The organism is Kangiella sediminilitoris (assembly GCF_001708405.1).
GTDB classification, from domain to species: Bacteria; Pseudomonadota; Gammaproteobacteria; order Enterobacterales; family Kangiellaceae; genus Kangiella; species Kangiella sediminilitoris.
Genome location: NZ_CP012418.1, coordinates 1,646,079 through 1,670,983 on the forward strand (window position 1 = coordinate 1,646,079; position 24,905 = coordinate 1,670,983).

At 42.6% G+C, this 24,905-nt stretch carries 26 protein-coding genes and 1 pseudogene; 10 read left to right on the plus strand and 17 right to left on the minus strand.

The window, feature by feature from the left end:
• Window positions 1–18: 18 nt before the first annotated feature.
• Window positions 19–711, minus strand: coding sequence for a proteobacterial dedicated sortase system response regulator (gene pdsR / locus KS2013_RS07555; protein ID WP_068992025.1), 693 nt, complete (start codon window positions 709–711; stop codon window positions 19–21).
• A gap of 229 nt (window positions 712–940) precedes the next feature.
• Between pdsR and KS2013_RS07560 the strand changes: the two genes are divergently transcribed.
• Window positions 941–1,696: a YciK family oxidoreductase gene (locus KS2013_RS07560; RefSeq protein WP_068992029.1), complete on the plus strand. Its 756-nt coding sequence runs from the start codon at window positions 941–943 to the stop codon at window positions 1,694–1,696.
• Window positions 1,697–1,705: 9 nt separating this feature from the next.
• Window positions 1,706–3,253, plus strand: a complete 1,548-nt coding sequence (locus tag KS2013_RS07565; protein ID WP_228703649.1) for a Ppx/GppA phosphatase family protein — start codon at window positions 1,706–1,708, stop codon at window positions 3,251–3,253.
• A gap of 5 nt (window positions 3,254–3,258) precedes the next feature.
• Here KS2013_RS07565 and ppk1 read toward each other — a convergent pair whose 3' ends face one another.
• The 6 genes from ppk1 to KS2013_RS07595 all read right to left on the minus strand — a co-directional run bounded on the left by ppk1 (window position 3,259) and on the right by KS2013_RS07595 (window position 10,052).
• Window positions 3,259–5,322: a polyphosphate kinase 1 gene (ppk1, locus tag KS2013_RS07570; RefSeq protein WP_068994469.1), complete on the minus strand. Its 2,064-nt coding sequence runs from the start codon at window positions 5,320–5,322 to the stop codon at window positions 3,259–3,261.
• 173 nt (window positions 5,323–5,495) lie between these two features.
• Window positions 5,496–6,317 carry a 23S rRNA pseudouridine(2605) synthase RluB gene (gene rluB / locus KS2013_RS07575; RefSeq protein ID WP_068992036.1) on the minus strand — a complete coding sequence of 274 codons (822 nt, stop codon included), beginning with the start codon at window positions 6,315–6,317 and terminating at the stop codon, window positions 5,496–5,498.
• Window positions 6,318–6,403: 86 nt separating this feature from the next.
• Complete coding sequence (locus tag KS2013_RS07580; protein ID WP_068992038.1) at window positions 6,404–6,913, minus strand: response regulator; 510 nt, start codon at window positions 6,911–6,913, stop codon at window positions 6,404–6,406.
• Window positions 6,914–7,027: 114 nt separating this feature from the next.
• Window positions 7,028–7,897 carry an SMC-Scp complex subunit ScpB gene (scpB, locus tag KS2013_RS07585; protein WP_156768982.1) on the minus strand — a complete coding sequence of 290 codons (870 nt, stop codon included), beginning with the start codon at window positions 7,895–7,897 and terminating at the stop codon, window positions 7,028–7,030.
• Window positions 7,894–8,820, minus strand: a complete 927-nt coding sequence (locus tag KS2013_RS07590) for a segregation and condensation protein A (RefSeq protein WP_068992040.1) — start codon at window positions 8,818–8,820, stop codon at window positions 7,894–7,896. Before KS2013_RS07590 ends, scpB begins: the two co-directional genes overlap by 4 nt.
• A 14-nt stretch (window positions 8,821–8,834) precedes the next feature.
• Complete coding sequence (locus tag KS2013_RS07595; protein WP_068992049.1) at window positions 8,835–10,052, minus strand: tryptophan--tRNA ligase; 1,218 nt, start codon at window positions 10,050–10,052, stop codon at window positions 8,835–8,837.
• Window positions 10,053–10,230: 178 nt separating this feature from the next.
• On the opposite strand from KS2013_RS07595, the gene KS2013_RS07600 reads away from it, so the two are divergent.
• Together KS2013_RS07600 and KS2013_RS07605 are read left to right on the plus strand one after the other, a co-directional pair.
• Window positions 10,231–10,782, plus strand: a complete 552-nt coding sequence (locus KS2013_RS07600; protein WP_068992053.1) for a hypothetical protein — start codon at window positions 10,231–10,233, stop codon at window positions 10,780–10,782.
• Window positions 10,782–12,941, plus strand: a complete 2,160-nt coding sequence (locus KS2013_RS07605) for a prolyl oligopeptidase family serine peptidase (RefSeq protein WP_068992056.1) — start codon at window positions 10,782–10,784, stop codon at window positions 12,939–12,941. The genes KS2013_RS07600 and KS2013_RS07605 overlap by 1 nt, the downstream gene beginning before the upstream one ends.
• A 69-nt stretch (window positions 12,942–13,010) precedes the next feature.
• Here KS2013_RS07605 and KS2013_RS07610 read toward each other — a convergent pair whose 3' ends face one another.
• Window positions 13,011–13,634, minus strand: a complete 624-nt coding sequence (locus tag KS2013_RS07610; RefSeq protein WP_068992060.1) for an L-threonylcarbamoyladenylate synthase — start codon at window positions 13,632–13,634, stop codon at window positions 13,011–13,013.
• Between the two features lie 22 nt (window positions 13,635–13,656).
• A complete protein-coding gene (locus KS2013_RS07615) occupies window positions 13,657–14,502 on the minus strand; it encodes a PHP domain-containing protein (RefSeq protein ID WP_228703650.1) in 846 nt (281 codons plus the stop codon).
• Between the two features lie 83 nt (window positions 14,503–14,585).
• Between KS2013_RS07615 and KS2013_RS07620 the strand changes: the two genes are divergently transcribed.
• From KS2013_RS07620 to KS2013_RS07645, 6 genes and pseudogenes are all read left to right on the plus strand, one after another.
• The gene (locus KS2013_RS07620; RefSeq protein ID WP_083217817.1) at window positions 14,586–15,152 is read left to right on the plus strand and encodes an inner membrane-spanning protein YciB; all 567 of its coding nucleotides are present in this window, start codon (window positions 14,586–14,588) and stop codon (window positions 15,150–15,152) included.
• A gap of 9 nt (window positions 15,153–15,161) precedes the next feature.
• Complete coding sequence (locus KS2013_RS07625) at window positions 15,162–15,461, plus strand: YciI family protein (protein WP_068992065.1); 300 nt, start codon at window positions 15,162–15,164, stop codon at window positions 15,459–15,461.
• Between the two features lie 20 nt (window positions 15,462–15,481).
• Window positions 15,482–15,760 (plus strand): BolA family protein, encoded by a 279-nt coding sequence (locus KS2013_RS07630; protein ID WP_068992068.1) that lies wholly within the window; start codon window positions 15,482–15,484, stop codon window positions 15,758–15,760.
• 12 nt (window positions 15,761–15,772) lie between these two features.
• Window positions 15,773–16,180 carry a putative signal transducing protein gene (locus KS2013_RS07635; protein ID WP_068992071.1) on the plus strand — a complete coding sequence of 136 codons (408 nt, stop codon included), beginning with the start codon at window positions 15,773–15,775 and terminating at the stop codon, window positions 16,178–16,180.
• Window positions 16,181–16,282: 102 nt separating this feature from the next.
• Window positions 16,283–17,036, plus strand: a pseudogene (locus KS2013_RS12160) (alpha/beta fold hydrolase).
• 19 nt (window positions 17,037–17,055) lie between these two features.
• On the plus strand, window positions 17,056–17,745 hold the full coding sequence (locus KS2013_RS07645; protein WP_068992074.1) for a hypothetical protein: 690 nt from the start codon (window positions 17,056–17,058) through the stop codon (window positions 17,743–17,745).
• A 7-nt stretch (window positions 17,746–17,752) separates the two neighbouring features.
• On the opposite strand, the gene KS2013_RS07650 is transcribed toward KS2013_RS07645, so the two are convergent.
• From KS2013_RS07650 to hisI, 8 genes are read right to left on the minus strand one after another with little or no spacing between them, the layout of a single operon-like run.
• Window positions 17,753–18,778, minus strand: a complete 1,026-nt coding sequence (locus KS2013_RS07650) for a peptidoglycan DD-metalloendopeptidase family protein (RefSeq protein ID WP_068992077.1) — start codon at window positions 18,776–18,778, stop codon at window positions 17,753–17,755.
• A 52-nt stretch (window positions 18,779–18,830) separates the two neighbouring features.
• Window positions 18,831–19,418, minus strand: coding sequence for a YqaA family protein (locus KS2013_RS07655; RefSeq protein ID WP_068992080.1), 588 nt, complete (start codon window positions 19,416–19,418; stop codon window positions 18,831–18,833).
• On the minus strand, window positions 19,415–20,083 hold the full coding sequence (locus KS2013_RS07660) for a protein-L-isoaspartate(D-aspartate) O-methyltransferase (protein WP_068992083.1): 669 nt from the start codon (window positions 20,081–20,083) through the stop codon (window positions 19,415–19,417). The genes KS2013_RS07655 and KS2013_RS07660 overlap by 4 nt, the downstream gene beginning before the upstream one ends.
• A gap of 17 nt (window positions 20,084–20,100) precedes the next feature.
• Entirely contained in the window at window positions 20,101–20,853 is a 753-nt protein-coding gene (surE, locus tag KS2013_RS07665) for a 5'/3'-nucleotidase SurE (protein WP_068992086.1), read from the minus strand.
• 7 nt (window positions 20,854–20,860) lie between these two features.
• Entirely contained in the window at window positions 20,861–21,928 is a 1,068-nt protein-coding gene (truD, locus tag KS2013_RS07670) for a tRNA pseudouridine(13) synthase TruD (RefSeq protein ID WP_068992089.1), read from the minus strand.
• Window positions 21,925–22,404: a 2-C-methyl-D-erythritol 2,4-cyclodiphosphate synthase gene (gene ispF / locus KS2013_RS07675; protein WP_068992092.1), complete on the minus strand. Its 480-nt coding sequence runs from the start codon at window positions 22,402–22,404 to the stop codon at window positions 21,925–21,927. Before ispF ends, truD begins: the two co-directional genes overlap by 4 nt.
• A gap of 24 nt (window positions 22,405–22,428) precedes the next feature.
• Entirely contained in the window at window positions 22,429–23,649 is a 1,221-nt protein-coding gene (gene hisD, locus KS2013_RS07680; protein ID WP_068992094.1) for a histidinol dehydrogenase, read from the minus strand.
• Window positions 23,639–24,889, minus strand: a complete 1,251-nt coding sequence (hisI, locus tag KS2013_RS07685; RefSeq protein ID WP_068992095.1) for a phosphoribosyl-AMP cyclohydrolase — start codon at window positions 24,887–24,889, stop codon at window positions 23,639–23,641. Before hisI ends, hisD begins: the two co-directional genes overlap by 11 nt.
• Between the last annotated feature and the right edge of the window lie 16 nt (window positions 24,890–24,905).

Here is a 24,905-nt window from a genome sequence, read left to right on the forward strand (position 1 = left end):
GCGATTGAGTCTTCAAGGTTAAGCCTGATTCCAGCGATAGCCCATACCATAAACGGTTTCAATTGAATCAAAAGTGGGGTCAATTCGCTGAAACTTTTGTCGAATGCGTTTGATATGAGACGTGATAGTACTATCGTCAACTACTGCTTTAACTGCCTGCATTAACTGTTCTCTATTTTTTACATGCCCCGGGCGAGATACCAGTGCGTTGACAATCCAAAACTCACTGACAGTCAAATCAACCAGGGTCCCGCTCCATTTGACACTCAGCCTCTCGTTGTCGATCTCAAGCGAACCAACCTGATGAATTGCGTTGGCATTCGGAGCCTCCTGCAGTGACTCTAACCTTCTGAATAAAGCAGAAATTCTGGCAAGTAGGTGCGGCAGGCTTATGTCCTTAGTTAAGTAGTCATCTGCTCCAAGGCGCAATCCAGAAATAATATCCAAATCACTATCCAGTGCTGTGAGGAAGATAATAGGTAGCTGTGTTGACTGCTGTCTCAACCCCCTGCATATCTCAAACCCTGCTTCCTGCTCGTTTCCAAGGCCAATATCAAGTAACACTAGATCAGGAAGGCGGTTAGCAAAAGCATGTTCGGCTTCACTCTTTGTCTCATAAACAACTACTTCATAACCGGCTTTTTTTAAGGCCATACTATAATTTTGTTGTAATAATGGCTCGTCTTCAACAACTGCTATACGCTTTCCCATAGATTTTCCTGATGTAATTTTGCTATTGATTGTCTGTGGTAATGTGGCTTCAAAGCTTGATTAATCTTATCAGAGGCATGCTTCCCAATAAAAATAGTAGCTTCAGAAAGCCTCAACTTTGATAAAACTCAAACAAACGACAATAAAGTGGTCCAAAAAGCTCAACAGACCCTGGCTAAATAAGGTAAAATAAGTTGAATCAATAATCCAACCATTTTAAGACTTTTTCATGCAAAACTACCAATCTGCAGCAGATTCTCTAAAAGATAAGGTTATTCTAGTCACTGGGGCCACCGATGGTATCGGCAAAGTAGCCGCGTTGGAATACGCTAAACATGGCGCCACAGTAATTTTACTATCTCGTGACACTCGTAAACTTGAAAAAGTTTATGATGAAATTGAGGAACAGGGTTACCCAAAACCAGCATATCTTCCTGTGAACCTTCAGGATAATAATCCTGAGACCTACCAAAAAGTTGCTCAGGTAATCGATGAAGAATTTGGCAGGCTGGATGGGTTATTACATAATGCAGGGGATCTAGGCCTTCTCAGCCCCATTGAACATTTTGATGACGAAACCTGGTTCAGAGTCATGCAAATAAACGTCAATGCAGAGTTCCTACTCACAAAATACTGTATACCTTTACTGAAAAAATCTCCCAACGCATCTCTAGTATTTACCTCGTCGGGCGTTGGTCGCCAAGGTCGCGCTTACTGGGGTGCGTATGCAGTTTCAAAGTTTGCCAATGAAGGTATGATGCAAGTACTAGCGGATGAACTCGAAAATACCTCTATACGAGTAAACAGTATTAATCCTGGTGCTACCCGTACAAAAATGAGAGCGAATGCGTATCCCGGAGAAAACCCTGAGACTCTGCCAACACCGAAAGATATTATGCCTGCATACCTGTGGTTGATGGATGACATCTCCTCTGAAGCAAATGGGCAAGCTATCGATGCCAGAGACTACATTCAGGAAAATTAAGGAAGATATTTGAAAGACACCATGCCCAGCAAACAAAGTGCTGTCGCAGCCAAAACTCCGGTTGGCAGTTCTGCTGTGACGCAGTTTGCTGCTATTGATCTTGGTTCCAATAGTTTTCATCTTGCTATTGCTGAGTTTGATGGTCATAGCCTCAGGGTTATCGGGAGAATAAAACAAAAAGTTCAGCTTGCAGCAGGACTTGATGCCAATGACTTCCTTTCAGAAGAGTCCATCCAGCGAGGTCTTGATTGCTTAACCTTATTTGCTGAGCGGATTCGTGACATTGACCGAAAGTACGTTACCGTTGTCGGCACCTATACACTACGCAAGGCCAAAAACGCTTCCTCTTTCGTCAAGCCAGCGGAGCAGTTACTGAACCACAGTCTAGATATTTTGCCTGGACGAGAAGAAGCCCGACTCATTTATGACGGAGTCTCCCATAATCATCCTGATCTCGGCAGAGCTCTGGTCATTGATATTGGTGGCGGTAGTACAGAAATTATATTAGGCGAACAGTTCGAACCTGAGTTCATGGACAGCTTATCCATAGGCTGCGTTACCAGTAAAAAGTTTTTCCCTGACGAAAGAATTACCGAAGAAAATTTTACCAATGCAGTGATAAACGCCACTATTCAAATTTCAGACGTAAAAAAGTTTTACGGAAAGCTTAGTTGGGAGAACTGTCTGGGTGCATCAGGAAGCATCGAGGCAATATACAAGGTACTTTATGAACTCGGGCTTGCACAAGGTTTTATAACTTTTGAAAACCTAAAAACTCTACGACACAAACTCATCGAAATTGGTGACTTCAATAAAATTGCTTTCTCCGGTTTAACAGACAGTCGTAAAAGTACATTTCCCTGCGGAGTTGCAATCCTTTATGGCTTATTTGAGACTTTGGATATCGACAAGATGCATATCGCTGATGCGTCTTTACGTGAGGGTATATTACTCGAGCTTGCTGAAGAGCTGAAGGGTAATGATATACGCCACCAAACGGTATACAGCCTGATGAATAGATTTAATATTGATCAGGAACACGCTCTTCAGGTGAAACAAAGTGCTCAGTTTATCTTTGATCAAATAGCTGACTTATGGAGTATTTACGATCCTATTTACAAGAATTATCTAGACTGGGCATGTGATTTACACGAAATAGGATTGTCTATCAGCTTTTCCAAACTACGCATGCACAGCTCTTATATTATTCAGTACGGCGATATGCCGGGCTTTAGTCAACAAACTAAAGACTCATTGGCGGCAATCGTCGCCAACCAAAAGAAAAAGCTGTTTATTGATTACCTTGATGAAAAATATGATCCACAACCGGCTCTCCTCGCCATCGTCAGGATCCTTAGACTGGCAATCCTATTTAACGTTAAACGGGATCATCACAATATCCATAACCTCAAGTTCATTCCTCAAGGTAAGGATAGTCTATTAATACAGATACCAAAAGACTGGGCAGATGAGCACCAGTTAGTCATTGCAGAACTAAAACGCGAAACTGATTATCTAAAATTTCACCAGCTTTCCCTAAATATCGAACTGGTTTAAAGGATTTAGTCCGCCAAACGCTCTAATAAAATTTGCTGAACCTTTGTATCAGCATCGGCATTGGGATCAGCCAACCTATATTCACCGTCCGACTGCAACACCCAGCTTTGCCGCTTATCCTTCAACATCAATTTTAGCTCATTTATCATTCGAGTCTTCTGATCTGCCTGCAATATAGGAAAACAGGTTTCAACACGGTGATATAGGTTACGCTCCATCCAATCAGCAGAAGCAGCATAAAGATTTTCCTTGCCATTATTAAAGAAGTAATACACACGGGAATGTTCAAGGAAGCGACCAATAATAGAGCGTACTTTTATATTTTCAGAAACCCCTTCAATGCCTGGTGCCAAGCAACAAATACCCCGAATAATCAGTTCTATTTGTACACCAGCAATCGAAGCTCGGTATAAAGCCTCAATTAATGACTGGTCGGTAAGAGAGTTAAGCTTGATGATCATCATCGCTTTTTTTCCAGCTAATGCATGCTTTGCTTCCCGATTTACCGCAGCTAATAAATTTTTATGTAAAGTGAAAGGAGCATGCCATAACTGGTGTAGTTCATACACTTTCCCCATTCCGGTCAGTTGCTGGAAAACTTTATGGACATCTTCACACGTTTCTGGGTTGCTGGTTAATAAGCTGTAGTCCGTATAAATACGAGCATTTCCCGCATGGTAGTTACCGGTACCTAAATGAGCATATCGAGTCAGCTTTTTACTCTTACCTTCTTGACGCACGACCAGTGACATTTTTGCGTGAGTTTTATAACCCACAACACCATACACTACGAGCACACCTGCTTCTTGTAGCCTTTGTGCTAATTCAATATTATCCGCCTCATCAAACCGTGCTCTAAGTTCAACTACCGCCGTGACTTCCTTTCCGGCATGTGCGGCGTCGATAAGCGCTTCAACAATTGGAGAGTGACTACCTGTTCGGTATAAGGTCTGCTTGATAGCAAGCACATCAGGATCTGAGGCAGCTTGACGTACCAGATCTACCACAGGCTGGAAACTTTGATACGGGTGATGCAATAGTATATCCCGTTCACCCAGGACCTCATAAACGCCACGACGAGCAACGTCATGAGGAACCTTGGGAGTAAATCCCGAAAACTTTAGATCAGGCCTATCAACTAACTCTGGCAATGACATCAAACGATTTAGATTGACAGGTCCATCTACTCGATAGAGTTCATCTGCCGTTAGACTACACTTTTGAAGTAAAAAGTTTACAATTTTATTAGGGCATGATTTCCCAACTTCTAAACGGACTGCAGCACCAAAATTTCTGGACTGCAACTCTCTCTTTAGAGCTGTAGCTAAATCCTCAATAGCATTTTCTTCCAGCAATAAATCACTATCACGAGTCAGACGGAATTGGTGGCAGCCGTGAATTTCCATTCCTGGAAAAAGGTCTTCGGCAAACTCTGAAATAACCGAGGATAAATAAACAAAATTATGAGCCTTATTACCGCCCACCTTTGCAGGTAATTCTATAATACGTGGCAGGGAGCGAGGCATGTGAAGAACCGCATATTCAAGATCACGACCAAATGCATCATTACCCTGCAGATGCAATAAAAAGTGCAAGCTCTTGTTAACTAGCCTAGGAAAGGGATGAGCCAGGTCGAGACTAATAGGACTGATTACTGGCATGACCTGATGTTTAAAATACTTCTTTAGCCACTTATATTGCTCATCATTCCACTCACTTGATGGTAAAAACTGAATCGATTCCTCTGCTAACTTTGGTAACAGCTCTTCATTGAATATGCGATACTGTTCATCGACCAACTCGTGTGCCCGAACATTAATGTCCTTCAATACTTCTTCGGTTGATGCACCATTAAGACTTGGCTTGGTATCACCACGCGCAAGGTCGTGCCTGAGACCGGCCACACGAACTTCGAAAAACTCATCAAGGTTATTACTACAGATAAAAATAAAGCGGATTCTTTCGAGCAAAGGGATGCTGGGATCCAGGGCTTGTTGCAATACTCTCCAATTAAAAGCCAAGAGACTTAGCTCTCTATTTAAATAGTATTTAGCATCCGATAGATTCATCTCCATGAGTTTATCAATACCTGCTTCAGCAGTCTCCGTTGATGGGGCGTTTTGAGAAGGAGCAAATAAAGGAGTCTTTTCCATGTGGGCTACCAATTCAAAATGACTCCTAAAATATACCAGATTTGCAACAATGCCACACTTGCATTGTGTGACACTTTAATGACCCAAACTCAGTTAATGGTTTTTTTCCAGATATTCTTGTTCTTTGTACTGCGTTTTTTAGGCTGAGATTTACGGGCCTGTACTTCTAAATCTACTAAGTCTGCAACTTGCTTGATTTGCTCTTCACTCAAGTCCATCCAGCGCCCCCGGCTTAATGCCTTTGGAAGTTCAATAGGGCCGTATTGGACACGTATTAACCTGGACACATCCACCCCTTGGGACATCCAGAGCTTTCTAACCTCTCGGTTTTTTCCTTCTGATAAGCCAACTTCATACCACTGGTTTGAACCTTCGCCGCCTCCCGGCTGTATGTAGTTGAAGTTACACATATCACCATCGATTAAAACACCAGACTTAAGGTTATCAAGCATTTCGTCAGTGACCTGACCATGTATACGCACGGCGTATTTACGCTCAACTTGGTATGACGGATGCATCAGTCGATGAGCTAGTTCACCATTATTAGTAAACAATAATAAACCCGTTGTATTAATATCTAGACGACCAATACTAATCCACCGACCAAATTTGGTGTTAGGCAACTTATCAAAAACGGTTGGACGACCTTCTGGATCCTTCTGTGTAGAGACCTCATCTAAAGGTTTATGATAGGCAATGATTCGAGTATAGACTTCGTCAGATGGTTTAATCTTTATAACACGACCATCAACGCGGATGGTATCCTTGTCTGTAGCCCGCTCTCCCAGTTCAGCAATAGAGCCATTAACGCTCACTCGCCCCGCGGCAATCCACTTTTCTATTTCACGCCTAGACCCTAAACCTGCATTGGCCAGGATCTTCTGAAGCTTTTCGGACTTATTTTTTGACATAGTGATGAACTTAACTTGAATATTAGGCTAATTTTAGGGGTTTAGCTTCTAACAGTCGAGCAAGAACTCACTATTTAAGGGAAATATTAAGATGCCATCCGTGTCAGTCGACGATGATTATTAATAAATGTTTCCATACGATGGAAAACATCCGCCCTTGTAAAAGGCTTTTTCATAAAATCGTCAGCCCCAATACGTTCTGCATAGTACTTCTCAGTTGCCTGAGCGTTACCACTAATCATGATAACGGGGATATTCTTTGTCATAGGGCTTTTGCGTAATGCCCTCAACACCTGAAAGCCATTGATGCCCGGAAGAACGATATCAAGGAAAATGAGCTCTGGAAGTTGCTCCTTTATCATTCTAAGGCCAGTTTCACCATTATAGGCGACGGCAACATCATATTGGTTTTGTCTTAGCATTCTACCCAACATGCTACAAACCGTTTTGGAGTCATCAATGATAAGGACTCGTGAGCCCGCCAAAGCATTTAGGCGTTTTCTACGACGTCTATCGACAAAGTCGTCATGTGGATGGCCACTCAGGTCAGCTTTATGAGTGGTTAACGTGGTACGAATTTTACTTAAAAGACTCAAAGGAACCTCACCGCAAGCTCATTTTTTATACAACGGTAAAGTGATTATAGATAATATTAATTAGTAAAACTTAGTAATACTTATCAGTTTGATAAAATACAGCTATGAAATAAGTCAATTTTGCAGTTCTTTCGACTGTTCTTCGGTATCGTCAGCCTCATCTTCAGCCTCAAATGACTCTTTACTGCTCTCTTGCTCAGCATTCTCAGCAGGTGTAAAGCTGTCAGTTTCCTCAAAACCATCAGGCTTTTCTTCCGCAGTGCCTTCATCCAGGCTCTGATGAACCTCCTCTGACCCTTCTTCTACGCTTGTTTCAGACATAGTTTCATCATCAGAGTCATCTTCATTTTCAGCTTGACTATGCGTGCCAGCATTTCCCAAACCTACTTCGTCACCATCATCTACTTTTTCTTCTGTATCGCCATCAAACTTCAACTCAGGGTTTAAATTATCTAAGTCTTTAATCTCGGCCAAAGATGGTAGTTCATCTAGGCTTTTAAGCCCGAAATAATCTAGGAACTGCTTGGTAGTAGCGTAAAGCGCTGGCTTACCAGGGACATCACGGTGGCCAACTACTCGAATCCACTCACGTTCGAGTAGAGTTTTAACAATTGAGCTACTGACTCCGACACCACGAACTTGCTCAATATCACTACGGGTTGTTGGCTGGCGATAAGCAATTAAAGCAAGGGTCTCCAGAAGTGCTCTTGAGTATCTTGAAGGACGCTCTTCCCATAGTTTTGCTATCCATTCTGCATAATCCTGTCTTGCTTGATAACGATAGCCTGTAGCAACCTCTATAAGCTCAACACCTCGACCCTCTGTCTCTTTTTGCAGCAATTCGAGTGCTTTTGTGACATCGGCGGTCTGAACTTTTTCTTCTTCAGAGAAGAGTTGCACCATACGCTCTTTAGACAGTGAGCTGCCAGCCGCCATTAGCGCAGCTTCAATAACGCATTTTATTTTTTCTATATTCATACTCATGCTTGATCGCTTGTGGTCTCTACTTCAGCCAATACTTCATCAATATCTTCTTCACCTTCCAGACTACCATCAGTCTTAGCTCTGACATGAATCGGTCCATAGTTATCAGCCTGAATAATTTCTAACAACGACTCTTTACTCAGCTCCATGATGGCAAGGAAAGTTACTACAACTCCTGCGCGGCCCTCACTTGGGTCGAATAACTTAGCAAAATCCGTAAAGCTTTTTGCTGATACCCGTTCTAAAACCTTACCCATTCGCTCACGAACTGATAAAGCCTCAAACTTCACCTGATGGCTGGAAAACATTTCAGCCCGTTTTAATACATCCCTCAACGCCACCATCAGCTCTTTCATATCAACTTCAGGTTCAGGCTTGATGATATTCATATCTGGCTTTTTGACACTAACAGAATAAACATCACGCCCCATCCGAGGAAGCTCATCAATATCCTCAGCAGCTTGTTTAAACTGCTCATACTCCTGCAAACGTCGAATAAGATCCGCACGAGGGTCGTCCTCATCATCTTCCTCGACTTCAGGCCTTGGAAGAAGGACTCTACTCTTGATCTCGGCCAGCATCGCAGCCATAACAAGATACTCAGCTGCTAACTCAAGCTGTAGTGACTTCATTAATTCGACATACTCCATATATTGCTCAGTAATATGAGCAATAGGAATATTTAGAATATCGAGGTTTTGGCGCTTAATTAAATAGAGTAATAGATCGAGTGGACCTTCAAAGGCTTCTAGAAACACTTCCAAAGCATCAGGCGGGATATACAGATCTTGAGGAAACTCCTCAACTTGCTCCCCATCAACCAAAGCGAATGGCATCTCTTCCTGCATATGATCAGGGTTTGGATGTTTTTGCTCTACAGTATCATTCTGCTCTTGGTTGGATTCGCCTGTCGACTCTGTCATCTATTCAGTCTCATTTATTTATAGGAAAGTCCCATCGCTTGACGTACATCATCCATAGTTTCTTTGGCAGCGTCTCTCGCTCGGTCGCACCCCTCTGAAACAATATTACGCACTATTTCAGGACTATCAACATACTCTTGGGCACGTTCAACAAACTGTTGCTGCTCAGCGCACACGCCATCAATAACGGGTTGCTTACATTCTACACAGCCAATACCAGCGGTTGTACAGCCTTTTTTGACCCAGTCTTTGACTTCATCCGGTGAATATATTTTATGGAACTCCCACACTGGGCAGTTTTCTGGATCACCCGGATCATCTCGACGTACCCGAGCTGGATCCGTAGGCATCTTTCTGATTTTCTGCTCTACCGATTCACGTGGCTCTCTCATGGAAATAGCATTGCCATAAGACTTTGACATTTTCTGACCATCGAGGCCGGGCATCTTTGATACCGGCGTCAGTAAAGCCTTAGGCTCGGGTAAAATAACCTTGCCTGCACCGTCAAGATAACCGTAGAGACGCTCGCGGTCGTTTAGAGAAATATTAGCCTGAGATTCAACCAGCGCCTGTGCGGTTTCCAACGCTGAGTGGTCTCCCTCTTCCTGGAATTTTTTACGTAAGCTTTTGTATAATTTGGCGTTTTTCTTGCCCATTTTTTTAATTGCTTGCGTAACCTTTTCCTCAAAACCTGGTTCTTTACCGTAAAAGTGGTTAAATCGACGTGCCGCTTCCCTTGTCATCTCTACATGCGGAACCTGATCAGCACCCACAGGCACATTGCCCGCTCGATACACCAGAATATCAGCAGCCTGAAGTAGCGGATAACCTAAAAAACCATAGGTGGACAAGTCTTTGTTTTGCAGTTTTTCCTGCTGTTCTTTATAGGTCGGAACCCGCTCTAACCATCCAAGTGGCGTCGTCATTGACATCAGCAGATGTAGTTCTGCATGCTCTGGAACACGCGACTGTACAAAGATTGTCGAAGCGCTAGGGTTTATCCCAGCAGCTAACCAGTCAATCACAGTATCCCAGACGTATCCTTCTATTTGCGACGTGTCATCATAATTCGTAGTTAAAGCATGCCAGTCAGCAACCATGAAAAAGCACTCATACTCATGCTGCATCTGTGCCCAATTTTTTAAAACCCCGTGGTAATGCCCCAAATGTAAAGGTCCCGTAGGACGCATGCCTGAAAGAACGCGCTGCTGGCCAACTGATATAGAACTCAATGGATTTCCTTTGAAAATTTTTATAGAAAATACTTAAGACTGCCCATTATAACTATATAGCGCAAAAACGCTACGCCTGAATAGCCCCAAAAAATGGTCAAGAACTAAACATTTTAAATCACTTCGGATATACTGATTATGTCAATATTATAAAAAACACAAACAATAGGAAATAATAATGAAGCGAATAATCGCTCTTGCTATGGTGATAGCCATAGCCTTTTTAAGCGGCTGCACAACAAAACTACAAAACTTCTCTAATAACCAAAAGCTTGAACCAGACAACTCTAACGGTATTGTCGTTATTGCCTATGAGTCGGATACCGCTATTTATAGCCTGACGTTTTCAGGACCGGGCAACTACGAACTTGAGCATACACTTTATGATGACAATCATAACTTCGTTGTTACCAGCATACCCGCAGGTACTTATGATATCACCAAGGTCAAAATCATAAGTAAATACCAATACATCCCTTTGGGTACCAATGAAAAAGCTAATTGGAAGGTTAATATTGAGCCGAATAAGATCAATTATATAGGGCACTTCAATATTGAGAATGTTGGCAGAGGCTTCATAGTTCAAATAAAGAACAGCTCAACGATAGCAATGGAGTTTTTACAAAAGAATTTTCCCGATCTACTAGCGCGCTATCAGCTCACCTATTCCAAAGATGGCCCGGAGGATGCGTTCTTTGACTATATCAACAAACTGCAAGGGGGTAAGTAATGATAGTTCGGAATCTTATCCTGGGACTGGTCTTAGTTCTGTGCTCTTTGACAGCGAACTCAAGCCTCATTAAATCTAACGAAATATTTCACTCTGTCCAGTACAGAAATTTTGTTATTTCACCAGATGGTAATATTATTTTAGGTAACGCCTTTACTGATGGTAATCACCAATTATTCGCCTTTAACGCTGGCTCCAGCGATGGGTTAGAAATATTTAAACTCTCAAACTCAGGCAACAAGCACATTATAGACTTTGCCTGGATAGACAGCGATACGGCTTACATCAGCTATGTCGGCACCCTTGATAAAATATACACGCGTTTTATTGATTTCACTTTCAAGAACGATACTTTCGAAATTGATCACTTTACCGTTGAGGCTCATGGCCAGGTGATTAATACGATGTATGGACAAAAAGACAGGTTGCTGTTCTCTAAGCTTGATAGAGGTAACCGTAGGTATGAGCTTATTGAAATAGATTTAGCCCAGCTTAGAGGTTTGAAAAAACATAGTAAAAGAAATCATGTAAAGGTTTTTCGAACCTTCAAAAGCTTGAGCTATTTTCTAGATAACACTACATCTTTTTATGTTTCCGACGAAGACTATTCGTTAGAGATGATTGGTCAAACCTATGAAAACTATAACTCTTACTCAATATACGATAAAGCAAAGGATGAATGGCGAGAATTCTATCGCTCAACCGACAATTCTGGCTCGGACAGTCAGTCCAGACTGGACATTTTTAAGCCAGTAGCAAAACTTAATGAGCGGTATATTATAGCTTTGTCCAACCTAGGCAGAGATAAAGTGTCTGTTGTGAAATATGACACTATATTGAAAAAAGATATAGAGGTTTTGTATAGCTCAGAAAATTATGACTTAAAGAGCGCTACTTATAACCATAAAATGAACAAACTCACCGCGGTTTCATACGTTGAACGCGGGGTCACTAAACAGAAGTTTCTAGATAAGGTTGACCAGAAGCTTCAACAAAAACTAAACAACGAAATAGGTTTAGATTCAGTTTTTGTCATCAACCGTTCAAAAGATAATACCGATTTGGTCATCTATGCAAATGATGCTTCACATCCTGGCAAGTTTTACCATTACAGCGTAGAAAAAGATAAATTAAGATTTTTACAAAACGCAATGCCGGATCTTCATCCCTATAGTTTTGTTAAAGCACAACTACTGACTGTTGAAAATGAACTTAAAAGGACGGTTGAAGGGTTTTTATACCTTCCTGACAGCACAAAAAATAATCCTCTCGTCGTTATGCCCCATGGCGGGCCTATAGGGGTTCAGGATCGTAATGAATTTGATCGTGATATCCAGTTCTTGATTAATAGGGGCTATGCAGTTTTAACAGTAAATTTCCGAGGAAGCTCTGGATACGGGAAATCATACATGAATGCTGGTAGAGAGCAGTTTGGTCAAGGTATTGAAGCTGATATCCACTTGATGACCCAAAAAGCTTTTGAGTCGCCAGCAATCGACTCGAATAAAGCTTGTATCTATGGAAGCAGTTATGGTGGGTACTCCGCAGTAACTTCCACTATGCTCTACCCAAAGACCTACAAATGTGCCATTTCAGCATTTGGTGTTTTTGACTTACCTCTTCTTTATACCTCAACGAACCTGAATCATTCAGAAAAAGCGAAAGATGCTATCGGGTTTGTTGTTGGTGATATTGATACGGATTATGAACAGCTAAAAGCTAACTCTCCTTTGTATAAGGCTGAGAAGATTAAAGTGCCCATTCTTTTGTTCGCTGGATTAGAAGATGAAATAGCGACTGCTGAGCACAGCCGACGACTTGATTATGTCCTTAACAAACTAGACAAGACCGAGGTTACTTATCATGAGTATCCCAGATCTGGGCATGGACACTCAAACTGGCTTGGTGACATACACCAAAACCTTACTCTGGTAAATTTTCTTGATAAATATATTTCCCCTAAGAGGAATTATGATGATTCAGACAAGAAAGTCCTGGCGGGTGATAACTACAACCTCGCTATGATTTACTACAGTGGTTATTTCGTAAAAAAAGATAATGATAGAGCAATCAAGTATTTCCGTATTGCTCATGACTATGGTGATGAACGAGCAGCTAAATACTTAAGGCAATTGAACGTCTATGAAGATGTAAACTAAAAATTTACAATCAGCCCACAAAGATAAAAGCTTTAACTACCCTTTTATCTTTGTGGAACTATGTATTCATTATTCAAAAGATACTGTATCTCCGGCACCATGTCGCATAACTTCAGGATATCCTGAAGTTAAGTCAATAACGGTCGTAGGCTCATGCCCACAGTAGCCCCCATCAATAACGACATCAACGCGTCCATTTAATAGTTCATATATCTCAAATGGCTCCAGAACCTGCCCTTCTTCCTGCTGTGGCAGGATCAGACTGGTACTCATAAGCGGCTCGCCTAAGTCTTCCAGCAGAGCCTGCGTAATTGGCGTTTCTGGTACTCGGATACCAATAGTTTTCTTTTTAGGATGCTTTAGCCGGTTCGGCACTTCACCGGTGGCTCTTAGAATGAAGGTATAAGGGCCGGGTGTATTATTTTTAATTAATCGAAATGCCGCATTATCTACACGGGCGTAGGTTGCGAGTTCGGACAGGTCTTTACAGACCAGTGTAAAATTATGTTTTTTATCTAAATCACGTATGCGTCGAATTCGATCCAGCGCCGACTTATCACCAATATGACAGCCCAGTGCATAACCAGAGTCTGTAGGATATGCCACTAGAGCTCCCTGTCGTATCATTGCTACCACCTGACTAATTAGTCGAGGCTGCGGATTTTCATTATGTATTTCTATTAATTGGGTCATCACGACAACTCTATTTATTAACTCAAGACCAATCCGGAGACTGCCAGACAGGCGTAACGCTCTCAGGTAATGGCGCAAATTTTCCAAATAAAGCCCACGGCTTATCGGGAGAATGAAAGTCAGAGCCCTGAGAGGCATACAGCTCAAACTTACGGCACCAGTCAGCCAATAAGTTTTTTTGTCCAGGGTGAAGATTAGGGTAACAAACCTCAATACCCTTACCACCAATACTTTTAAAATGCTCTACTATCTGCTTCAATTTATTAGAGCCCATACCATAACGAGTAGGATGCGCCAGGACAGGAATACCTCCGGCTTGAATAATCATGGCGACAACATCCTCTATATCGAACCACTGATCTTTAACATAGGCTTTACCGCCCTGCGCCAGATACTGCTTAAAGGCATTGCCAAAGGTTTTAACTTCTCCCCTGTCCAGTAGGTATTGGGCTAAATGAGTTCGACAAACCATAGGCTGGCTGTCCAGCATGTATTCTATATCGGGGAGTGCGCCTCTTATTCCGCTTTTTTCCAACTTATGCGCCATCTCTAATGCACGCTGATGTCTTTTATTCTGAATATCTCTCAAAAACGAGGTTAAACCGGCATGCTGATAATCCACCTGCAGTCCAACGATGTGTAAAGTATCTTTTTTTCTACCTGCAGTTGCTGAAATTTCAACACCGGGGACCAGGTTTATGTCGAACCCTTCGGCCAGGCTCATACTCTCAGCAAGGCAATCGATTGAGTCATGATCGGTGATCGCCAGCTCATCGACGCCTCTTTCAGAGGCAAGCTTCAATAGCTCTGAAACGGTTAAGTCGCCGTCAGACGCTACTGTGTGGCAATGGAGATCTCTAAGCATCATAAATGTTTTAAATAATCGTTACCGTTAGTTTGCCTACCTTTTGCGATAAGGTAAACTTAGCAGGCAAAATAACAGGTAATTTTATGACATTTATTAAAGAAAACTATCCCATTGTTGGTTTTATTGCGGCGTATCTATTAACTAAGAACCTTATTCTAGCGGCGGCCATTTGGAGTGGCTTGACCTTGATACAGATGATTGCCCACTATTTCACCAAAAAAGAGCTTAAAACGAGCCATGTAGCCTTATTCTTTGTGGGCCTGGCTCTGGTTGCTCTGGCGTACTATTTTAATGATGATGATTTCATCAAGTGGAAAACCAGTATTGCCGTCTGGGCCGGTGCATTATTTATATTAATCAGGCAGTTAGCCTCTAAAAAATATGTCATTAAGGATTTGACCAAGTCGAGTGGCCTGATAAAAGACTCAGCGCCTGAGTCTTTGTTAGCCAAAACCAATTGGCTGTGGATTATAACGTTAGCCTCCTACGGTGGCCTTAACCTCTATATTGCTTTTAATTTCAGTACAGACTTTTGGTTTTACTTTAAACTCATCAGTATGTTTGTGTTACTCTTTGGCCTTCTGATCATCAGCATGATAATGCTCAAAGACCACTTGCATATTGAAGAAGAACAAAACCATCAGAAATAGGAAGTTCGCATGCTATATATGATTTACTCTGAAGATGTTGATAACTCTTTATCTTTGCGTGCAAAGGCTCGCCCTGATCACATACAGAGACTTGAAACTTTGAAAAATGAAGGGCGTTTGATTATGGCAGGTCCTTTGCCAGCTATAGACAGTAATGAACCTGGGGAGGCTGGCTTTACCGGGAGCCTGGTGGTCGCGGAATTCGAATCCCTTGAGTCTGCCCGAGATTGGGCTGATGCGGATCCCTATATCAAAGCAGGTGTCTATAAAAATGTCACCGTTAAACCTTACAAAAAAGTATTACCTTAACCCGACAGGTTGATTTCACTATGACACAACAAGCTCCTGACAATACAGTCCGTATTCAAAAGATGCACCAACGAATCTCTGAAGCGTTACAGCCAGAGCAGCTGGATATCATCGACGACAGCCACAAACACATCGGTCATGCTGGCGCCAAAGGTGGGCTTGGACATTTTACGGTAATTATCAAAAGCGACTTATTAGAAGGCAAAAGAATGATACAGCAACACCGCCTAATATATGATGCCTTAGGCGATATGATGCAAACAGATATTCATGCGCTAGCGATCAAAGTTATAAAGTAAGCAAGCAACCTTATGTCACTAAAAAAAGTTGCTGCTTTTGAACTGCCATGGCAGGCACACCTTTTTAAAGGCTTTCTTGAGTCAGAGGGTGTGCAGGCATATGTGGTTAACGAAGAGCATATTCGCCTTTATTGGCCTATCAGCAATGCCTTAGGCGGGGTTCGAGTGATGGTACATGCAGAAGACTTAGAACACGCCAAAAGCATATACCAGCAATATTTAGAAACCAGTTTTGAAGATAACCTTCAGCAAGAGTTCCCTGACTATGAAGTCACCAAGTGTGACTACTGCGGGTCAGAAGAATTAGAGCCGCTTTATAGTGGCACCAAGACACTCCTTTTTTTCCTGGCGATTGGCCCTGCTCCCGGCAAACTTATTGGCTATCGTTGTCTGGACTGCAATGCTAAGAATTCTTTATAAACACTACTGACTATCTGTAAATAAGAAAACATCATCATGTCCCTATATCTAAGCATTACAAAAGCTTTAGTTGGCTTTATAATCCTTTGCAGTAATATCGCCATGACTGCTACACAAACAACCGAGATTGCAGGCTATACCATTGAATATGAGCTGGCTGGAAAGGGCGACACCATTATTTTATTAGAAGCAGGCGGTTCAGCGGGGCTGGATGACTGGGATCCGGTTTATGACCAGCTAACCAAGCATGCCAAAGTTCTCCGTTACTCAAGAATTGGCAACGGTAACTCCAGTCCCTTAATAAAGAATTACAGCTCAGAAGAATATGCAGCAGAAGCAAAACTACTTTTAGAAGCACTCAATATTGATAGCCCTGTAGTTTATATCGCTCACTCCTATGGCGCTTACATTGCTCGAACCTTTGCCGCCACTTACCCTGAGAAAATTTCAGGTCTAATGCTAATAGAACCAGCTTCAGAGCATGATGTCGATATCATGCGAGAAATTGATCTTGCAAAAGCTGAAAAAGAAATCGCTCAGGTCAAACTCGACGACATGAAAAATGCTATGTCCAACCTTTTGGTCTAAACGTCCTTTACCAGACTACCCTGAGATTCCAGATATCCCCGTTACCGTTATAGCCTCCGTAAAAATCTATGAAGAGCCCCCTCTACTCTTTTTTACCGATAAAGCTCGAGAGATGTGGGGAGAGCTACACAAAGAATGGGCCGAATCCTTTCCTCAGGGTAAGGCCGTACTCACTGAGAATAGCTACCATTTCCCAAAGAATGATGAGCCTGAGATGGTGATTAAAGAAGTTGTGCTATTACTCAACCGAATTCATAATGAGTTATAAGTTTTGTTAAGGATACGAGATGAAGAGTTCAACGCTACAATTGCTATGCGCTTCTTTGATAGCTTTAGTTGTTGTAATCTTTACGTATATTTTTAAACTCCCGGCTAAAAAACCACAAGCTCCAGAAAACACCACAACATTATTCATTGGCTCTAAAAGCAGTCAAAACTTCTATAGTAAGCACCCTGAATACTTACAGGGCCATAAAAACCGTTATCAGAATTCTTTCAGACTATCTCAATACCAAGGTCCGTCTTCACGGTTAGACTTTGTTAAAAAATCAAACAGTTGTGGTATACAACAAAGTACCTTCGTTAACCAGGAACATCTGCAAGGGTATCAACTTCCTCAATATGATACTTTTACTATTTCTAGTGAGTGGTGTACCCCAAGGTTTAATGCAGGCAAGGCTTTAATATTTTTATCGAAGGAAGAAGACTCATGGGCCATAGAGGGATACTATCCTCTAGCTCAGGACTCAATGGGCGAGCTATTCTTGGAAAGCCTCTATCTCGGAGAAATAAATGGCTTACAACTAAATTCGTTCAAGTCATTCCTTTTAGAGCCACATAACTACGGTAGCCCTTCAAGGTTTAATGAAAATAAAATTCAGAAGGAATTAATAGAAAATAATATAGCGGTAGCTAACGATACCCTTTTCTTAAAAAAAGGGGTTTATCTCAAAGATCTAAAAGCAGCCTTAAAGTGATGAAAAATTAACGCTTAGGCAAATACCTTAAAGGATCAACAGGCTTACCTTTGTAGCGAATTTCAAAATGAAGCTTTGGAATGTCAGAATCAGTATTACCAACTTCGGCTATTTTTTGCCCAGCTTTAATGATTTCATTTTCTTTAACCAGCAGGCGCTTGTTATGCGCATAAGCACTGATGAATTCGCTGTTATGCTTAACAATAATTAAATTACCGTACCCCCTTAATCCTCTGCCAGCATAGACCACGAGTCCTGGAGCTGCAGCTCTAACTGGCTCTCCGATATTACCGGCAATATCTATACCACGAGAATTGGTGGCGCTAGAAAAGCGCTTAATGATGCGCCCCATATTTGGCCACATCCAGTACTTGACGCTCTTATTAACAAAAGTTTGAGTTTGGGCTGGTTTCGGACGTTGCTTCCTGACTGGCTGTGCTTTTTCTTTACGCTTCGGCTTGTCTACCGAGGTTTTCTTTGCAACCTGCGACTTGGGTTTTGTTTCTTTTTCCTGCTGGCTAGTAGCTCGTTCAGCCTCAGGCTCTTTTGCTACGATTTTTGTTGGAGCAGTTCGAGAAATTTCCTGTACCTGACTTCTTCTGGCAATGACTTTACTGCCGCCTACGGCTTTTTTTGCCTCCGTATTGGTGGCAACAGTAGATGTATTTGTAATACTGGAGTTTTCAGCTAGACGTGCTTTTTCCAGATCCAATTTTTGTCCAGGGTATATGGTGTAGGCTGCGTCAATATTATTCACATCAGCTAACGTTTTATAATCCAGTCCATACCGAAATGCGATTGAATACAGAGTATCCGCGGGCTGGACAAAATAAAACTGCTGACTGTTATCAACCTCTGTAGGCGGATAAAAACTATGGAGCTCCGCGCCGTTTCCTGTAGCGTCCCTCTCTTCGATGGGTGCCAGACGAGGGTTGCCACAGCCTTGCAATAGATATACCAATAGGACAAGAGCAACAATCCACAAAGAGCGAATGGCCGAACGTTTTAAAATGTCTTTGGTTTGTTTTTGCATCAGCCTGCATCCCTACCGCAGTAAGCTTTTGTAAATTAAGACCATTGAGCCACTAATGAGTGACGTTGTAAATAATATAGGCCAAAACTCCTAAAATCAAAACGCCCCAGCCTATCCAGTCTACATATTGACGTAATTTATGCTGCATTTGTTCCCCGCCCCATTTAATTAATCCACTAATCAAGAAAAACTGGGCGCTCCGAGCAATAATTGAAGCAATAAAAAATGGTACAAAGGCCATACTGAGAGCCCCTGCAGTTAGAGTGAATATCTTATAGGGCACTGGGGAAAACCCAGCAATTAACACCACCCAGACACCATACTCGGCGAACCAATCCAAAGCTCTTAAATACGTTTCTGTGTACCCAAGTTCATGAATCCAGGGCAAGACCCAGGACTCAAACGCAAAAGCACCAATAAGGTAACCTGCCACACCACCCAATACTGAGGTGACCATAGCTATAAGAGCCAGTCGTAATGCATGATGAGGCTTTGCCAACGCCATCGGCGCAAGCATAGCAGCAGTTGGAATTGGGAAAAAAATTGATTCTATGAAGCTAATAAAACCCAAGATGTAAACAGCATAACGATGACGCGCCCAACGCAGGCATGCGTCATATAGTTTGGTGAAGATATTCATCGTTCGATGCCGCTAACCAAAGGTACAAAGCGCACTTTTTCTATAACGCTCTCTTCAAACTCATCGCCTTTACGCTGAATAAGCATTAAGTCCTGAGCTGTTTCAGTCGTTCCAACAGGAATAACCATGCGTCCACCATCCGCTAGTTGAGCTAATAATTTTTCAGGAACTTTCGGAGGCGCGGCAGTGACGATAATGGCATCATAAGGAGCATACTGTTGCCAGCCGTTGAAGCCATCTGCAAGCAAGTACTGGATATTATGCTGCCCAATAGCAGTAAGAGTCTTTCTTGCCTGCATATGAAGTGCTCTTATCCTCTCAACTGTGAAGACAGTTTTCGATACCTTTCCCAAAATAGAGGTTTGATAACCGCAACCTGTACCAATTTCAAGAACTTTGTTCATGCTCCCCGTTTCCATCAGGGTTTCAGTCATTTTGGCGACTATGTAGGGCTGTGAAATGGTCTGCCCCATACCGATAGGCAAAGCAGTATCTTCATAGGCACGGTGTGACAGCCCCTCATCTACAAACAGGTGACGTGGTGTTAACTCAATGATTTTTAAGAGCTCTTCGTTTTTTATACCTTCAGCTCTCAAACGTTCTACCAACCGTGTACGAGTCCGCGCTGAGGTCATGCCAATACCCGAAATATGTGTTGCGTTCATATATTTATTATCTATTGTTAGCTTTTGATCGTCTCTAAGAATCCTTCAAGCTCGTCAAAACTATTGTAAGCGGTTAAATCTACGTTAATCGGTGTGACCGATACATAGCCATTCATAACTGCATGAAAATCAGTACCTTCCCCAATATCCTGACCTTCAGGCAACGGACCTAACCAGTATATAGGTCGCCCTTTTGGATCCTTATCCGGAATAATAGTATCAGCACGGTGGCGATTTCCCAAGCGAGTTAGCCTAATTCCCTTTAATTCATCATATGGGACATCTGGAACATTGATGTTCAACACTCGGTTTTTTTCCATGGCATGATCCTTCAGCCCCTTAATAATATCGATAGCCACTTTAGCCGCTGTGACATAATGCTGACAATTATGCCCAACCAAAGAGATGGCAACTGCAGGATAACCAAGGGCTCTACCTTCCATTGCAGCAGCAACGGTTCCTGAATATAGTGTGTCGTCTCCCAGGTTTGCGCCTGTATTGATACCCGCAACAACCATGTCAGGTGCTTCCGGCATAATATGGTGCGTTCCAAGGTGAACACAATCAGTAGGGGTGCCTGTTACCGAGTAGAAGCCCCTTTCGGTTTCATTGACACGAATAGGCTTATCCAGCGTCAGCGAGTTACTTGCCCCACTTCTATTACGATCAGGAGCAACAGTTGTTACTTCGGCAATTTTAGATAAGTAGTCGAATAGAGTATTAATCCCTGGTGCAAAAAAACCATCATCATTACTAAGTAGTATTTTCATATAGCCGTTATTCTGTTTTGGTATTCATTTGGTTTGTTACTACCAGTTCACGCAATAAACTGGTCGCGAAACACCCTTTTGGTAAATCAAAAGACAGTGTGACAGTTTCATCATTATGCCATTTGGACGTGACATTTTTAGGAAAACATACAAGAGCCCTACGATCTTCGTTAAAGCGCTTATTAGCCAATTTCTCAATTAGCACCTGATAATCAGCAAGCGCCTCTGTTTCAAAGGCTTTTGCTTCATGAAGAGGTTGAGATCGAGAGCCCGGCAAAGGCCCTGTCAGTAAAATATCATGCTCTTTAAACCTAGGTTGCTCAGCATCAAGCTCCTTAACAATAAAGCCTTTTTCCGAGCCACTCAGTTGCACATAGTCTCCTTCTAGTAAGGTTGAATGAAGGCCTTTTTCAATCCGCTTTGAAAGCACATGATTAAAAAGGAAAGAGCGCACTGAAGAATACAGCAACCCCTGCAAATTGCGATTCTTCAGCTTCTTATTAGACATTAATAAGTCAATACCACGCTCCAAGTTTGAAAGCTGGCTTGAGCCTTGGTTACCGAACCGCTGCTCACCAAAGTAGTTTGGGAATCCGTATTCAGCTACTTGTTGCAGACGCTGTTCAAACTCATCCTTTTTACCCTTAAACTCCCTCAAAGTGATATTAAAATGATTTGACTTAACCGCACCTATTCTTAATTTTTTATCATGGCGGACAGCCTCCAGAACCGTAACCTCATCATCGTTAAATTCTGGCCAGCTAGTCTCTTGTAAGAGAGGGAGTTGAACGCTGAACCACTGTCTGGCAACAGCAAACCTATCTTTTTTTCCTGCATAACCAATATCGGTAGGCTTTACATCGGCAAACCGTCTTAGCTTATGACATACTATATCCGTATTTACATTGTGCTTTTCAATATAGAGATAATGGTGAGCACCTTCTCCTGAAGGCTCGAAACGCAATGATTCCTCCACAACAAAGTCTTCTAGCAGGGACTTAAAGAGAGCCTCGCCTAATGGCTTACCATAAAATCTGTGCCAGTCGTAGCAGGCAACTTGTTTATAATCGTTCATTGCGACTTCTGTAACAGGCATACGGCATGAACCGCAATGCCTTCTTCTCGGCCAACGAACCCGAGTTTTTCGGTCGTGGTTGCTTTTAAATTAACCTGGGTCAGCTCGGAATTACAGATGGCGGCAATAACCTTTTTCATAGGCTCTATTTTAGAGGCCATCTTGGGCTTCTGGGCGACAATCGTCACATCAAGATTTCCAAGCTGATATCCTTCACTGCGAACAAGTGACATGACCGACTTCGTTAAGTCTTGGCTGTCAGCTCCGGCAAATTCATCGCTTGTGTCTGGGAAGTGGTGGCCAATGTCCCCCTTAGCAACGGCCCCCAGAAGTGCATCACAGACAGCATGTAATACAACATCGCCGTCTGAATGAGCCAGCAGCCCCTGTTCCCCTTCAAACAGCACGCCTCCCAGTATTAGCGGCTTATCACCACCAAATTTATGAACGTCATAGCCATGACCGATTCTGAACATAGATAGATCCCAATAACTTAGTTATCAGGATCTTACCTGCATTGATCGTTTGTGCCAAACCAATTGCTCAGCTTCGGCTATTTTTTCACCAATAGATGATAATTCTTTTCTTCCCTGATCATGAATTGACTGAACCGATTGTAATTTCATAAAACTTTGAACGCTTAAACCACTGGAGCGGTTAGCCGTTCCCATGGTTGGCAAGGTATGATTAGGTCCTGAACAATAATCGCCATAGGCTACTGCACTGTTTTCACCAACAAACAGCGAGCCAAAATTAATCAGTCTTCCCTGGTCAATCCTTGTATCCGCCAGTAGTAAGTGTTCAGCGGCATATTGATTACTAAAGTTCACCATCTCTTCAATCGATTGTGCCAGTAAAAGTACAATCTGATTTTGCTGCAATAACTCAGTTAGAGCCTCATCGGTTTCCAGTTGCTCTCTTACCTGATTCAACAACGACTGACTATCACTGACCAGTATGCTTTGCGCCTGAGGATCATGTTCTGCCTGAGCCGCCATATCGGCTATCAGCCACTCCTGATTTACCTCTTCATCAGCCAGTATCAGTAACTCACTGGGACCCGCAGCAACGTCAATTTGAACCCGGTTACTCAGTAACTGTTTTGCTATGTTTACATACTGATTACCCGGCCCCACAATCATTTGAACAGGGTTAATCTGCTGGTAACCAAAAGCAAGGGCTGCAATTGCCTGGGCCCCACCTATTTGAATAAACTGAGTAGCCCCTGCAAAACTAGCTGCCGCCAGAACTGCCGGGTGGTCAGATGGAGAGCAGGCAATTCGCTCTCGGCAACCAGCCAGCTTTGCAGGAATCAAAGTCATCAGTGCAGTCGATATCAGAGGAAAACGACCTCCCGGGATATAAGCGCCTATACGTTCAATCGGTTGATACCGAAAACCAAACTCTCCGCACTCATCCAGGTATGTGCTGTCACGCAACTGTTTACGCTGAAATTCGGCAAAAGCTTCTATCCGTTTTCCTGCAGCGACAATGGCATTTAATAAACCTGTTTCCAGTCCATACTGATCATAAGGCTTCAGCTCTATAAAGCGTGGCGAAAAACCATCAAACCGCTGACTAAGCTCTTCGATGGCAGGATCACCTTGCTCCACCACTTTATCAAGAAGCTCCCTGACCTGAGGCTCAATATCCGTAGCACTGTTGCTCAGCTCTCTCTGCCACTGGCTGCATGGCATAAAATCTAGTTGTTTACCCTGCATTTCGCGCCCCCAATTCACTAATAATTTCCTGGGCTGATACGCCCTTTGCCTTGGCGTTAACCAGAGCAAAGAATATTAAGTCTGCCGCTTCCCAGCGAACCTCGTCTGAGTCACTGGCTTCTATCAACTCCTGACACTCTTCGTTCAATTTTTCAATTTGCAGCTTTTCGCTTGAAAACAGTTTTTGAGTAAAAGACTGCGGGCTTGTAGTAGATTTCAACTCGTCCAGACGTTGCTCAAATACTCGATTGAGAGTGTTCAAATCAAACCCTCTATCCTGTGTAGCAAAACAGCTGTAACGCTCAAAGTGACAGGCATTACCCGACTGTCTGACCTTGAATAGTAAGGTATCACCATCACAGTCATAATCAACATTTACCAATTCCTGTGTGTTGCCGCTGGTCAAACCCTTCTCCCATAACTCTTGTCGTGAACGACTATAATAGACTCCAGCTTTTCGCTTAAACGCTTCCCGTAAGGAGTTTTCGCTGGAGTAAGCCAACATCAGCACCTGACTAGTTTCCGCATCCTGTACCACGGTTGGAATCAGTTCAGACTTATTAAAATCCAGACATTGGAACAAGGCATCTTCCAGACTCAATCTGCCAGTATAAACCGACATGCCGATTTGGCTGTTAGCACCAAGCTTATTAATGAACTCTACATCGTCCAGGGTTGTGATACCGCCCGCAACGGTCACTGGTATTTTTGAAGTTTTAATAACTTGCTCTATACGCTCGCGATCAACGCCTTTAAGCAGGCCTTCTTTTTGTACCTGGGTATATAAAAACTCGGAACAATTACTTTGGATTTCACTTATTAAATCGAGCACCTTGACTGTATCGGTTGACTGCCAGCCATGTGTTACCCAGTCATCGCCTTTGGCATCAATGGCGAATATCAGCTGGGATGCTGGAAGTTTTTTGACGAACTCAGAGCGGCAAGACGTACCCAGAATGACCTTTTTGGCTCCTGCTGATAAATATTCTCTAGCAGTATCATAGTCCCGTATGCCACCTCCGACACGACATGGATAGCGTTTGATTAACTGTTTGATTAGATCCTTGTTGCTGCCTCTTCCTAATGCCGCGTCCAAATCAATGATAGCTACTTCGCCATACAACGAAAACTTTTCCAGTAATCCAAAAACATCGGATTCCTCAACAATCTTTCGATCAGGGTTCCCCTGCTCAAGCTGTACGGCCTTGCCGTCTAATAAATCAATACTTGGAATTAACATAAAAACTCCTAACCCC

Excerpts from the sequence above, each read along its gene's own strand:
- ispF (WP_068992092.1), bottom strand. The coding sequence starts at position 22,404 with ATGTTCAGAATCGGTCATGGCTATGACGTTCATAAATTTGGTGGTGAT.
- rluB (WP_068992036.1), bottom strand. The coding sequence starts at position 6,317 with ATGTCAAAAAATAAGTCCGAAAAGCTTCAGAAGATCCTGGCCAATGCA.
- scpB (WP_156768982.1), bottom strand. The coding sequence starts at position 7,897 with ATGAGTATGAATATAGAAAAAATAAAATGCGTTATTGAAGCTGCGCTA.
- KS2013_RS07610 (WP_068992060.1), bottom strand. The coding sequence starts at position 13,634 with ATGACCCAATTAATAGAAATACATAATGAAAATCCGCAGCCTCGACTA.
- KS2013_RS07560 (WP_068992029.1), top strand. The coding sequence starts at position 941 with ATGCAAAACTACCAATCTGCAGCAGATTCTCTAAAAGATAAGGTTATT.
- pdsR (WP_068992025.1), bottom strand. The coding sequence starts at position 711 with ATGGGAAAGCGTATAGCAGTTGTTGAAGACGAGCCATTATTACAACAA.
- KS2013_RS07605 (WP_068992056.1), top strand. The coding sequence starts at position 10,782 with ATGATAGTTCGGAATCTTATCCTGGGACTGGTCTTAGTTCTGTGCTCT.
- KS2013_RS07650 (WP_068992077.1), bottom strand. The coding sequence starts at position 18,778 with ATGCAAAAACAAACCAAAGACATTTTAAAACGTTCGGCCATTCGCTCT.
- KS2013_RS07600 (WP_068992053.1), top strand. The coding sequence starts at position 10,231 with ATGAAGCGAATAATCGCTCTTGCTATGGTGATAGCCATAGCCTTTTTA.
- hisD (WP_068992094.1), bottom strand. The coding sequence starts at position 23,649 with ATGCAGGGTAAACAACTAGATTTTATGCCATGCAGCCAGTGGCAGAGA.
- KS2013_RS07660 (WP_068992083.1), bottom strand. The coding sequence starts at position 20,083 with ATGAACGCAACACATATTTCGGGTATTGGCATGACCTCAGCGCGGACT.
- ppk1 (WP_068994469.1), bottom strand. The coding sequence starts at position 5,322 with ATGAATCTATCGGATGCTAAATACTATTTAAATAGAGAGCTAAGTCTC.
- surE (WP_068992086.1), bottom strand. The coding sequence starts at position 20,853 with ATGAAAATACTACTTAGTAATGATGATGGTTTTTTTGCACCAGGGATT.
- hisI (WP_068992095.1), bottom strand. The coding sequence starts at position 24,889 with ATGTTAATTCCAAGTATTGATTTATTAGACGGCAAGGCCGTACAGCTT.
- KS2013_RS07635 (WP_068992071.1), top strand. The coding sequence starts at position 15,773 with ATGTCACTAAAAAAAGTTGCTGCTTTTGAACTGCCATGGCAGGCACAC.
- truD (WP_068992089.1), bottom strand. The coding sequence starts at position 21,928 with ATGAACGATTATAAACAAGTTGCCTGCTACGACTGGCACAGATTTTAT.
- KS2013_RS07615 (WP_228703650.1), bottom strand. The coding sequence starts at position 14,502 with ATGATGCTTAGAGATCTCCATTGCCACACAGTAGCGTCTGACGGCGAC.
- KS2013_RS07655 (WP_068992080.1), bottom strand. The coding sequence starts at position 19,418 with ATGAATATCTTCACCAAACTATATGACGCATGCCTGCGTTGGGCGCGT.
- KS2013_RS07630 (WP_068992068.1), top strand. The coding sequence starts at position 15,482 with ATGACACAACAAGCTCCTGACAATACAGTCCGTATTCAAAAGATGCAC.
- KS2013_RS07590 (WP_068992040.1), bottom strand. The coding sequence starts at position 8,820 with ATGACAGAGTCGACAGGCGAATCCAACCAAGAGCAGAATGATACTGTA.
- KS2013_RS07625 (WP_068992065.1), top strand. The coding sequence starts at position 15,162 with ATGCTATATATGATTTACTCTGAAGATGTTGATAACTCTTTATCTTTG.
- KS2013_RS07645 (WP_068992074.1), top strand. The coding sequence starts at position 17,056 with ATGAAGAGTTCAACGCTACAATTGCTATGCGCTTCTTTGATAGCTTTA.
- KS2013_RS07620 (WP_083217817.1), top strand. The coding sequence starts at position 14,586 with ATGACATTTATTAAAGAAAACTATCCCATTGTTGGTTTTATTGCGGCG.